Source organism: Chryseobacterium shigense, from assembly GCF_014207845.1.
Taxonomy (GTDB): domain Bacteria; phylum Bacteroidota; class Bacteroidia; order Flavobacteriales; family Weeksellaceae; genus Chryseobacterium; species Chryseobacterium shigense_A.
Map to the genome: position 1 here is coordinate 144325 of NZ_JACHLC010000005.1, position 12534 is coordinate 156858.

At 37.3% G+C, this 12534-nt stretch carries 10 protein-coding genes; 7 read left to right on the top strand and 3 right to left on the bottom strand.

The genetic code is table 11. From position 1 onward, the window contains the following. Positions 1–53 precede the first annotated feature (53 nt). The 5 genes from HNP36_RS16855 (at position 54) to HNP36_RS16875 (ending at position 7039) form a co-directional block, all read left to right on the top strand. Positions 54–1001 (top strand): peptidase, encoded by a 948-nt coding sequence (locus HNP36_RS16855; protein ID WP_184166659.1) that lies wholly within the window; start codon positions 54–56, stop codon positions 999–1001. A 119-nt stretch (positions 1002–1120) separates the two neighbouring features. Then, positions 1121–1687, top strand: a complete 567-nt coding sequence (locus HNP36_RS16860) for a metallophosphoesterase family protein (RefSeq protein WP_184166655.1) — start codon at positions 1121–1123, stop codon at positions 1685–1687. Between the two features lie 94 nt (positions 1688–1781). After that, a complete protein-coding gene (locus tag HNP36_RS16865) occupies positions 1782–2333 on the top strand; it encodes a 3'-5' exonuclease (RefSeq protein WP_184166652.1) in 552 nt (183 codons plus the stop codon). A 663-nt stretch (positions 2334–2996) separates the two neighbouring features. Beyond that, a complete protein-coding gene (locus HNP36_RS16870; protein WP_184166649.1) occupies positions 2997–5693 on the top strand; it encodes a DUF6493 family protein in 2697 nt (898 codons plus the stop codon). Positions 5694–5695: 2 nt separating this feature from the next. Beyond that, positions 5696–7039, top strand: coding sequence for an SWIM zinc finger family protein (locus HNP36_RS16875; protein WP_184166646.1), 1344 nt, complete (start codon positions 5696–5698; stop codon positions 7037–7039). Between the two features lie 44 nt (positions 7040–7083). On the opposite strand, the gene HNP36_RS16880 is transcribed toward HNP36_RS16875, so the two are convergent. Further along, positions 7084–7527 (bottom strand): VOC family protein, encoded by a 444-nt coding sequence (locus HNP36_RS16880; protein WP_184166643.1) that lies wholly within the window; start codon positions 7525–7527, stop codon positions 7084–7086. A 524-nt stretch (positions 7528–8051) separates the two neighbouring features. Here HNP36_RS16880 and HNP36_RS16885 point away from each other — a divergent pair. Next, positions 8052–9569, top strand: a complete 1518-nt coding sequence (locus tag HNP36_RS16885; protein ID WP_184166640.1) for a TROVE domain-containing protein — start codon at positions 8052–8054, stop codon at positions 9567–9569. Between the two features lie 77 nt (positions 9570–9646). Continuing rightward, on the top strand, positions 9647–10102 hold the full coding sequence (locus HNP36_RS16890) for a hypothetical protein (protein ID WP_184166636.1): 456 nt from the start codon (positions 9647–9649) through the stop codon (positions 10100–10102). A gap of 1414 nt (positions 10103–11516) precedes the next feature. On the opposite strand, the gene HNP36_RS16895 is transcribed toward HNP36_RS16890, so the two are convergent. Together HNP36_RS16895 and HNP36_RS16900 are read right to left on the bottom strand one after the other, a co-directional pair. Continuing rightward, positions 11517–11864, bottom strand: coding sequence for a helix-turn-helix domain-containing protein (locus HNP36_RS16895; RefSeq protein ID WP_184166633.1), 348 nt, complete (start codon positions 11862–11864; stop codon positions 11517–11519). Positions 11865–11876: 12 nt separating this feature from the next. Next, positions 11877–12308, bottom strand: coding sequence for a transposase (locus HNP36_RS16900; RefSeq protein ID WP_184166630.1), 432 nt, complete (start codon positions 12306–12308; stop codon positions 11877–11879). Positions 12309–12534: the final 226 nt, after the last annotated feature.

Sequence of the window (12534 nt, forward strand, 5' to 3'; positions counted from 1 at the left end):
GTGATAATTCACTTCCAAAGAATTTTTGGCGGTGGTAAAAAAAGAAAAAAATTATGTTACAGGCAGAAATAAAAAGTCTTTTAAGAGAAGACATCAGTATATTGATAAAAACAACCAATTCAGGAAAGCATTACTTGTATGACTGTGGTGAAGCCAGCTTATTGACAGTAAAAGAAATACAGTCACTTTCAGCAGTATTCATCAGCCATACACACATCGATCATTTTTCCAATTTTGACGGAATTTTCAGGCATCAGATTGGAAGCGGAGAAAAAATTGTCATCTGCGGACCGAAAAATATCCATCATCAGATTGAATCTCGCTTAAAATCTTACACATGGAACCTGGTGGATGAAAATGCCATTGAATATGAAATCCGGGAAATTGTTTCAGAAGAAGAAATTAATGTCTATAGAATCCGTCCGCCATATTGGAAGCCCGAATTGGTGACAACTCAGAATTTCCTTTTTGAAGACGAATATGTGAATGTTGATTTCGCGATTCTTGACCATAAAACAGATTCTATTGCTTATCTGTTTAAGGAAAAAGATTCAGTTACTTTTAATGAAAACGGTTCCGGATTCAAAAAAGGAAAATGGATCGGCGAACTGAAAGCAGCTTTTGAAAACGACCAGTCAGAAAAAGAAATTGAGATTGAAGGAACAGTTTACAAAGCTTTTGATTTATTCCGTTTATTGACAAAAAATGCAGGCTACAGACTAGGCGTCATTATGGATCATGCCGTTTGTGAAAGCAATTATGATAAGCTAAAAACGGTTTTCAAAAGAGCGGATATGGTTTACATTGAAACATTTTACAAAGATGAGGATCAGGAATTTGCAAAGATCAATTATCACAGCTTCGCTTCTGCATCAGGAAAGATTATGAAAGATTGTCAGGTGAAAGAATCAGTTCCCATCCATTTTTCAAGAAGATATACGGAAAATGATGTAACTGAAATTGAAACTGCTTTTTATAAAGCATTCTCAGAAACTAACTAAAGCTTGAACTAAAAATCAGTATGATTTAAAAAACAGATAAACACAATCATCTGTGAAAATCTGCGCAATCTGTGGTAAAAAAAATGTACTAAAACATTAACAAACAAACTATTAAAAAAATGAAACCAAATATATTTTTTACAGCAGACCACCATTTCGGTCATGCCAATATTATAAAATTTTCAGAACGGCCATTTGAGTCCCTGGATCATATGAATGAAGAACTCATCAAAAGATGGAACGAAAAGATCAGCAGCAACGATACCGTCTACCATCTTGGCGATGTCAGCTTGGGAAAACCCGACTTCACCAAAGAAATTCTGGATAGATTAAACGGTAAGATCCATTTGATCAAAGGAAACCACGAAGGCGCAGCCCTCACATATCCCAAACGTTTTGATTCCATAAGAGATTACCACGAACTGAGAATTGATGAACCCGAAAATGCCAACGGCAAACAGAAAATCATTCTCCTGCACTACGCTATGCGTACATGGAACGGCTCACATCGCGGGGTATGGCAGCTGTACGGCCACTCACACGGAACCTTGCCTGATGATGAAATGGCATTAAGCTTCGATGTAGGGGTAGACTGTCACAATTTCTATCCGGTTTCTTACGAAGAAGTCAAAGAAATTATGAAGCGAAAGAAATGCTCGCCGCCATTTAACACAAGAGAAGAATAGTATTTTGAATAGTCATGGATGAAAGAGTGAAAACCGGATTTTGTAAAACTTCCAACCTTTCTTATCCATTTTTTTAACAACAAAATGTAAACAAATGAAAACAACAGAAAATATATTAATTATTGACCTGGAAGCCACCTGCTGGGATGAACGGCCCCCCAGAGGCCAGGAAAGCGAGATTATTGAAATCGGTGTCTGTATTATGAACACAAAAACCGGTGCAATCTCAAAAAATGAAGGCATTTTAGTGAAACCACAATATTCAAAGGTAAGCCCTTTCTGTACGGAACTTACCACCATCACCCAAAGAATGCTGGATGATGAAGGAATTATGCTGGAAGATGCACTGGATATTCTGAGAGCTGAATATAACTCCGAGGATCTTACCTGGGCCAGCTATGGAAACTATGATCTGAATATGCTACAGAACCAGGCCAGGAGATTCAATGTGGATTATCCGCTGAGTAACGATCATATCAATGTAAAGACATTGTTTGGCCAGCTGCATCCAACGGTAAGAAAAAGTGTAGGAATGAGCCGTGCCTTAGGCGAGCTTAACCTGAAACTTGAAGGTACCCACCACAGAGGTGTTGATGACGCAAAGAATATTGCAAAGATTCTTCATTGGTGCTTGAGGCAATCTTAATACAATCATTATTAAAAATGTAGTATGCTCCCTTTTTTAAGGGAGTTTTTTATTGCTTAAAAAATTGAATAATGAACTCTCAATCAAATTGATAATAAAAATCTGGCAGTTTAAATAAAAAGAGCGAAGTATTCTTTTAACTTTTATTCGGAAATGCCTGCTGAACTGTTGTTTAAAGCATAATTTTTTGTTAAAAAATTCACTTTATAGGGATAATTGTATGCCGGTCAGTCCTTTTTTTGTTATTTTAGGCCCTAAAGACTGGAATCATGCTTATTGAACATGAATGGAAGAGGATTTATTTTAACCATAAACTCAGAAAAATAATTCCTTTTTATAAAAAATTTAACTCCAGGGAGAAAAAAGAAACTGCGGTCATTTTAAAGGAATTTTTAAATAGAGACCGGAGATATAATCCTATTTCCATGCTTTCCCTTCTGAATTCTGAGCGGATTCCGGAACAGTACCAGGCTTCATGCCATTATCCAATACCTGTAAATCCCATTAATGAATTTTCGAATCGTATGTTCCCGGATGTACAGGAAACTGCTATCATAAACTGTTGCCTATTAATCATCTTAAAATGGATCATATGGTGACGGAAGACTAAAAGAATGACAAAACAAAAATAACCTGAAAAAATTATTACCAAATTAAAAACAAATGAAAGAAAGGCTTTATGATATCCTTAATGAGGAAAAAACACATGAGATTATTCCATACCTGAAGAAGCTCACAGAAGAAGAAAGAAAGGCCCTGGTTCCTACAATAAAAAAGCTGGACAGGGAGATCAGTAAGATCGTAATGACAAAAAAATCCTATCATACTGCAGGCTCCGCAGAGCAGCATTCTATTATTGATATCGCTTCATTTGTCTGCATGGATCAGAAACATTACGGGAAAAACTACTGGAGTCTTTTCAGAGATAAGGAACAGACCGAAAAAATACTGGAGTGGGGATGCCCGGACTGGTTTTCAGATTTCATTAATGATTCTGTAGATGCAGAATTTACTGCATTCAATTATCATGATATTTTAAGATGGTCTGAAAAAGGTTATGTAAAACCTACACCTGAGCTGCTGGGCTATCACCTGAGCCTTCATCCGTATGATCTGGAAAAATTTCCGGTAACTTTGGAAACCCATTTCTGGTACCTGTGCGAATTTCCTTCAAAATCACTTCCTTTTACAAGAGAATGGCTCCCGTTGGTTCAGAAACTGATTGCTGAAAATAAAATCGACAGAACAAAATTTCTCAGGGAATCCCTTCTGGCGGCAAACAGGAATTTCAACAAAAATGTTACAGGATGGTTTATGGATGCATTCATCGCAGTGAAACCTTCTGATGATGAACTTGTGGCACTTCAGGATGAACTGATGGCAGGATTAGCTTCCGTACAGTCAAAGGCAGTCAATACCATACTCTTACACTTGAAAAAAATAGTTCTGGACCCGGCATTCAGAACCGATGAGTTTTCACATTTTCTTCCCAACCTGTTAAGTTCAGAGATCAAAACAGTTGTAACAACTAGTTTAACGGTTACAGAAAAAGTTTTACAGAAAAGTAATACTGACACTGAAAACCTTGGAATTGCCCTGAGCGCAGCATTTGTAAGCAAAGATGAAAGCATACAGACCAAAGCGGCAAAGTTCATTCTTAAATACATTCCGGTCTCAGAAGAGATCAAAGAAGCTTTGTCCCATTATACCGATAACATATTATCCAATGTAAGACCGGTATTGGCCCAATACATAGAGAACAGGCAGCTGGATCTGGATCATGTTAAGCCTGAAAAACTCGAGCTCATTAATGAAGAATGCAAAATTCAGGAACTGCAAAGTTTTGAAGATCTCATGTTTTTCCTTCCGCAGGCTATAGAAAATCCGGGAACCTATTATTATGATCTGGCACTTGCAGGACTTGTACACTTCGCAGATGAAGCCGATTCCGGATCTGTAAAACTTTTTGAACCCGTATTTCAAAAGGCCTGTAAAACCATTGCCAAATGGGAGGTGAATCACTTCAACGTACTGTTATGCAACCTGATTATCAATTACGGATTGCTGCTGCTGAAAAAATTCCCGTTACAGCTTACAAATATTGAAAAAATATATAACAGAACCCGTGAGGATGAAGCCTCGAGAGAAGTGTATTCCACCTATCATAAAAAGCTGAAACCCATTAAAGATATTTATGCCGGAGGATTGGCTATGGAACCCTTCAAACATTTGGCGGTACGTGTTTTTAATCAAATAGAATCAGGAGATAGAACTCCGCTGCTATCTACTGTTACTCATGAGCCATGTTGGATAAATCCTGAAGCATTGGTAGAAAGATTGGAAATCTATCAGAACAGAAATATTGAGCCTGATGACCTGGATGTACAGCTTGCACTACAGCGTTGTTCACTGGAAAAAACTTCATACGCATTACAGTTGGCTGAAGAAAAGTTAAAAGGAGAGTATAAAGAGCTTCTGCTCTTCTTTTTTAATAAAAATGCTTCTCCAAAAGGAAAATTTCAACATCCGTCATGGTGGATGACAGCAGGAATTACACGATCCCCCGGTGTATGTTTTGAAGAATTTAAAACTTTCGGATATGATGATATTCCTGAAGAATTCCTGACCGGTATTTATGACTGGAAAACAATTGACAGCAAAAAAAACTCCTATTATCCTGTTGAACTTAATATCAGTGTTCCGAAATATCACCTGAAAAAAAGACAGCATCAGCTTTTTCTGGAATACTTTATTGCTGAGCAGGGAAACTTTTCAGAAGTTCCGTCCCTGATCTGGAGTTTTCCCAACACATTAGGAAATGTTTTGGCAAAGATCATTAAACACTGCCTCTTCTACTCAGGAATTGCAGAAGTTTATGAAAGAAATATGGTGCTGAATGCGGCTCAGGCACTTCATCAGATGAAAAAGCCTCTGGATACAATAGGTTATCTGTTTCTGGGAACCATTTTCCTGGACGGAGACAAGGTAATACGCGGTACTGCGGCAGAGATCTGGTTGGAGCATACTTCCCATAAAGTAATGGATGATGTACGTTTGGGACAGGTAATCGGGCTTCACGAAAAGCTGGAATGGGCTCCTGTGAAAAGATTTACAGATCTTGTACAGCATCAGATGCTCAATGTAAGCAAAGACCACAATCTGGCACTGGAACAGCTTCTCACTCATATTTTACATCAGATGGAAACACCTGTTACCAATCTTAAAAAAATATTGGACATTTACCACGAGGTTTTGGCTTTGAACCAATCAGAGACCGATAAGAACTTAAAAGAAAAACTGAATAGCTGGAAAGAAAATTCCAGCCTGAAAAAAATCTGCAGTCTTCTTCTAAAAAAATAGATATGGAAGATACGCTAATTTACAACTATCAGAGACCATCATCTTTGATAAGAAAAGATACATCTGAAGAATTATTTCTGTCCAAGTACAGCGAAATTCAGAAAAATACGGATGCCCCCTGCTTTTTTTGGGGAGATGTAAGCCAGCCGTTTATATTGGCAAGGTGCCTCATTACGCTATCCAATATTGTGAAATCCAGCTTTAACCTGTCACCGTTTCAGACAGCACTGCTTAAAGATCCTATCGTAACTGCCGGAAATAACAAATTACGCTTTGAAGGATTTTCACATTGTGCGGGTGTTTACGCAAGAGTAGATGTATTGCCTGATGGACTTCACGGTGAGTTTATAGAAAGCGGAACCACCAATGTGGATTTTAATCAGTCCATGATTACAGCGCTGGGAAGCATCAGGCCCAGTGAAAAAATAATGCTTTCCATAGGTGAAAAAGAAGTAGGGCTTTACAAAGAAGATAGAAAAGTAATAGAAAGAAAAGCCCCGTTACCTGTAAAGTGGATCAAAGGATTAAGTACAGTCCAGATCTATCTTTCCGAATCTGAAAAACTTCATTGTTTCAATAAAATTCAGACCCAGCAGCTGTTCAGAGGAATACCGAAAGGGACTATTAAAACAGATTATTACCTGATCATCAGAGGAAACAGGCCCATGTTTTCACCGGTAAAATCGGTGGATGCCGTTTGCATCGGAGGACTTCATAGACTGCGTTTGCTGGAGCCCCTTCTTCCTTATATTGATAAAATGCAGGTATTTCCGCATTCCAGTATGCAGTCCACTACATGGCAGCTCTGTTTGGGAAATATAAGGTTCAGTTTTTCATTATCAAGAGAAAGCTGGCGGGGATTTTCCGGCGAAGGAGCAGTGCTGGACAGCCTGACAGATGATGTTTCCGATGAATGGATTGATGCATTGGATAAATATGCCTATGCCAACCAGGCTTTTAATCCTTCAGTATTTGCTTTGAATGAAAATATTAATTTAAAAAAAACGGAAAATCTTACAGGAAGATTAGCTGCTATGGGACTTTTGGGCTATGACCTGGACGATAACGGGTTTTTCTACCGGAGACTGCCATTTAAATTAAGTCGTATCATCGGCTTAAATCCACGTATGAAAAATGCAGAAAAGCTCATCGCAGAAGGAAAAATAGAAATATTAAATAAAAGTGAAACCAGAACTGAGGCAAGAGTGGAAGGCACAGATGTACATCACACAGTAATTATAGAGAATGATAAAGAGCGGTGCACCTGCGAATGGTTCAGCAAATACCAGGGCGAAAGAGGGCCGTGTAAACATGTGCTTGCCGTAAAGAAATTAATGCAGATTTAAGTAAAAGGACAGCTTTTTAAAATAAGTCTGTCCTTTTTCATTTATTAATGCTTCATCCATTCTTCGTAAGAGACCACGCCCAGTTGCGGTTTTCCTTCACCTTCAAGGATGGAAATAAATTCTAGCTGGTTTCCGTCCGGATCATTGAAGTAAATAGCCAGCGCAGGCATCCAGGCAAAAACCATTGGTTTATCAATGCCGTCCCTTAGAAAGTTATAAGGCTTCAGATCTTTTTTCTTCAGAAAATCTACGGAATAATTTAAAATATCTTCCTTACTGCAGGAAAAGGCAAAATGTCTTGTCTGCAGGTTTTCTTTTTGCTCCCATAATCCCAGCATGAATTCCTTATCTTTTCCTATCCATAAAAAGGCAATAGGACGGTTTTCATCCCTATGCGCCAGTTTCAGACCCAATACTTCGGTATAAAATTGTATAGAATCTTCTAAGTTACTTACCTGAACATGAGTTTCATATAATCCTTTGATCATTACTTGAATTTTAATGGATACAAAACTATATAATGCATTTTCAAAACTGAAAGAACCGTAATTCCTTTATTGAAAATGGATGATAGAAAAATTGTATTTAAGATTAAAAGATTAAAAGATTAAAAGATTAAAAGATTAAAAGATTAAAAGATTAAAAGATTAAAAGATTAAAAGATTTTTATCAATATTCAATAGGGGTGGGCTTTAGCCCACTTCAAAAAAAAAATCCATTCATCCGGCTTTAGCCAAAACTTAAATTTTAAACACAAATTACACAAATACTTTACACAAATAACCACAATCATCTGCGTTCATCTGTAAAATCTGTGGTTATAAAAAAACTTATGATGCTCTTAAATAAGATGAAACTTCAAGTTTTATAATCAAATATTTTACAACCTCCGAAAAAAAAATTGCACAAAAATTTACTACGCAAAAAGACTGCGTAATACTGTTTTTACTTTGCATCAGAAATCAGAGAGGAAGATGATCCTCTAAAATGTTTAACAAAAAAACAGTAACTCATGAAATTTAATTTTTTAAGAAAAGAGAAAAATACCGTAATGAACTACGAAGGTGCAAAAGCATTTACAATGACACCCGCCGAAGAACTATATAGTGCTGTTGTTACAACAGGATTATCCAATACATCCTACGAAAAAGGAAATGAAAGATTGGAAAGAATCCAGTCTCTGATCAAAAAAAATGATCCTGAATTTGTAGGTAAATTGGCGGTTTATGCAAGAAATGATATGTATCTGCGTTCAATTCCTTTGGTTCTTACCGCAGAGTTGGCCAAGCAAATCTCAGGTACAGATCTGGTGAGCAGAACTGTAGATGGTGTTGTACAGAGAGCAGATGAAATCACTGAACTTTTGGCTTACTACCAGACTGCCAATGAAAGAACAGAAACTAAAAAACTGAACAGACTTTCAAAACAGATCCAGAAAGGTCTTGCAAAATCTTTCAATAAATTTGACGAATACCAGTTTGCCAAATACAACAGGAAGGCAGAAGTAACCTTGAGAGATGCCCTGTTTCTGGTTCACCCGAAAGCAAAAGATGAAAGTCAGCAGGCAATCTTCAACAAGATTGTTGGTGATACATTGGAAACTCCTTACACATGGGAAGTTGAGCTTTCAGTTTTAGGTCAGACAAAATTTGCAAACGAAGCAGAAAAAAAGCAGGCTTTTAAAAATAAATGGGAAGAATTAATCTTCAGTAATAAGCTGGGTTATATGGCGACTCTCAGAAACCTGAGAAATATTATAGAAGCAGGAGTTTCTTCTGAAGCGATGTCCAAAGTTTGCAGTTATTTATCCAGCGAAAAAGCTGTAATGAACTCAAAGCAGCTTCCGTTCAGATTCTTGGCAGCATACAGAGAACTTAAAACTATTGATTCTCCTTATATTGCATCCATTCTGCAGGCATTGGAAGATGCCGTTTTGGTGAGTGCAAAAAACATTAAAGGTTTTGGTTTTAACACTTCGGTGGTGATTGCTGCAGACGTTTCAGGTTCTATGCAGAAGCCGGTTTCTTCCAGAAGCAAAGTATTGCTTTATGATATCGGTTTGTTGATGTCTATGATCCTGCAGTCACAATGTAAAAACGTTATTACAGGTATGTTCGGTGACAGCTGGAAAAGAATTCCTATGCCTAAGAGCGGTATTTTGAGAAATGTTAATGAATTCTACAAACGGGAAGGTGAAGTAGGTTATTCTACCAATGGTTACCTTGTGATTGAAGACCTGATTAAAAGGAGAGAAAAAACAGACAAAGTAATGCTATTTACCGATACTCAGTTATGGAACAGCAACGGAACAAAAAATTCCTTTGAAGATTCCTGGAACCGGTACAAAAGTATTGCTCCAAATGCAAAATTATATATTTTTGACCTGGCAGGTTACGGAACACAGCCGCTGGATATCAGAAAAAATGATGTATATCTTATCGCAGGTTGGTCAGATAAAGTTTTCGATGTACTGAATGCTTTGGAAGACAGAAAATCTGCCGTTCAGATCATTAAAAAAGTAGTGCTGTAAAAGGCACTGCTTTTCTACTAAAAAAATAAAACTATGCAGGTTATTATGTACGATAGTAAATTTGAAATAGATGAGTAATGAATGAAGCATACCATCAATGTATAGAAAACAATTTCCTTGTCAAAGAAGATCTCACCCATCTCTGCATATGTCCCTGTTGCGGCGCACCCGATTGCGGTGAAGAATATATGCTCATTACAGAATCAGAAGCGGGAACGGAAGCTGTGCTCTTTGGTGGAGCAAGTTTCAGAAGATATCTGAACTATTGGTTTTACGAAGGCATTACCCCTGAAGAATACAGCAGTCTGCCGGAATTGGTAAGACAGAATAATGAATGTACAGGCTGGCAAAACATAGAAGCTGAATGTACCGAAATAGATGCTCATGATTTTCTGAGAACTTTGGAAGCCGTAAAAAACTGCAACCATATTGAATATAAGGATACGGATTTTGAAAACTATTATTATCCTGTTTTTAAAAGCTTTACAGAAGATGTTATCAATAAAGCACAGAAATTATATATCAGTATTTAAAAAAATAAAAAAAATATTAACTGCGTAAAAAGAATGCGCACTTTCAGAATAACTTTGCATTGTTATTAATCCGGTGCCGTAAGGAAAGAATTCCTTCGACTTTTAATTGAATATGAGTCTTTCCGCCTGATGCCCGGTAAAACAGACCAATGCCGTACAGTAAGAGTTTCATCGTCAAACTTCCAATTTGAATACATTCAAAAACTCTTATGGCCAGTTGCTTGGTTTTTATAAATAATAAGCATAATATTAAAATAACCATGAAAATTTAAAAATAATCAAGTGTCGTTTTAGGATCATACTTCGGGATTTTGAAACATTGGGTCGCAGGTTCGATTCCTGCCCTTTCCCTCGAAAAGGAGAGGTAGCTCAGCAGGTAGAGCAAGTGCACGGAAGATCCTTTCATCATTACCTTGATTAAAAAACTTTAAAATAAAATCAGGTGTCGTCTAGGAATCATACTTCGATACGCGTCATCAGGTCACAGGTTCGATCCCTGTCTTCCCTGTTGTAAACGGGATTGTAGCTCAGCAGGCAGAGCAGATGGAAAAGAAAGATTCTGCCATTATTACCCTGATTTAAAAATATATGATGTTATTCAATTAAAAAAGACTTTTAAAACAAAAATCGAGTGTCGTAGTATAGAAATACTTCGTTCCAGGCTTAAGATACAGGTTCAAATCCTGTCTGTGAAAACAGTTGTCTAATGGTAAGATATAAGCATAAAAGTGTCTGTATGAAAATTACCTTGATGTAAACAAAGAGTGCCGTTAGAGAAAACTTACTTCGGTTACAATTGGTTCGACTCCAGCATAAACCTGATGGTTTATATAAGCAGTTTTCCCGCCTTTAGCCTCTTTTTAATTAAAAAAACAAGCAGATAAGTGTCGTAGAGAAGGGTTCCTTCGTAATATAACGGTCCTAAGGTAGCGTAATTCGGGTGACCGAACCAGCGACGCCGGATTGAAACCCGGCCTGGCAAAAGTTTTCTCAGGAAAATGTAAGTCTCACGCAGATGTAGAATTGCCGGTTCACTGCCCCTTAAGGGTAAGAACGACGCTCTGAAAGAGCAAACTCTTTTCGCCTGTTTCCTTATCTGCCAAAAAAACAAGTGCCGTAGAACAGTGTTACTTCGCTCATCACGACGGGGTCGCGGGTTCGAATCCCGTCTCTTCCACAAAAACATAGTCTATAAACAGGAAGAGTAGCTCAGTTGGTTAGAGCACGCTTATACACTTTCAGCCGTTGCCTTGTTTTAAAATATAAAAGTGTCGTAAAGGAAAAATTCCATCGTCACACATTTTGGGGAGGAATAGCGAAGCCGGTAACTCCGGCAAGGCTATCCGGTTCGACTCCGGCTGGCTGACTGCCCCGTTTTTTCCTGCTCATTACCTTTTACAAAAATGCCGGTGAATTATTCGCCGGCATTTATTACTTTTTCTATTTCTTCCTCAAAGGTCTTTTTCCAGTTCATGATCGTTGTCCTGCTGATTTTATATTTCCGGGACATATAACTGGTGGAAAAACCATGCTTATTCTGATACTGCAAAAGCTTGAACATGGTTTTTTTATCATAAGTTTTTAACTTTTGATTGCTAGCCTGGCTTTCTTTTGACTGTTCAAAAATCTTATCATTAAAATTCAATACATCTTCAGTTGTATTAAGTTTTTCTAAAAGCGATTTGATTTTCGGGTCTTTCAGCTTTTCCGGATGCTCCAGCCTCAGCATATCATAATATATCTTTTTGTAATTGGGGCGCATAAAGAATTCTGTTTATCCGTTACTATTATCCTCTTTTTTCTGAATCCATCGGTGAAGCGTACTTTTAGGAATGGAATATTCTTTAATCACCTCATTGTAAGTCATTTCACCGGATAGAATCCTTTTCATAATAAAATCCTTGATCTCCTGGGTATAAATATTCTTTCTGAAATAAGGAATTTTATCAGATTTCTTCTGATTCTTATTCACTGCAGATGGTGGTGCATAAAGGATCAGGTGAGAGCTGTACAATCTGAAAAAATCATATTCCAGCAACTTACTCCATCTCAAAAGTAACTCTGTATCTATTGATTTGCTTTGATACACAGCCTCAATAAAACTTTCATCTTTATTGATGAAATTACAGATCCTTTCCATCGGGACCTCATTTTCATCAACCATCTCTTTGATGAATTTTCCTATATGAATTTCTTTATATAACATATATTGAGTACTTTTTTGTTAAATTCAATTAAGGAAAACAGATAATATATTACATTCCGAAGAATAACGTAACGTTCAAAAAACAACGTCCGGAAAATCTTAGCAGCAGCAAAAAAAAGAAATTTAAGCTCAACACTATACCTGATTATGCACAGTCGGCAGTCTGAGGGGATGACCATCCGGTAATTGTTTAGGTTATATCTTAAGAACACTCTGTTTCTTCGGC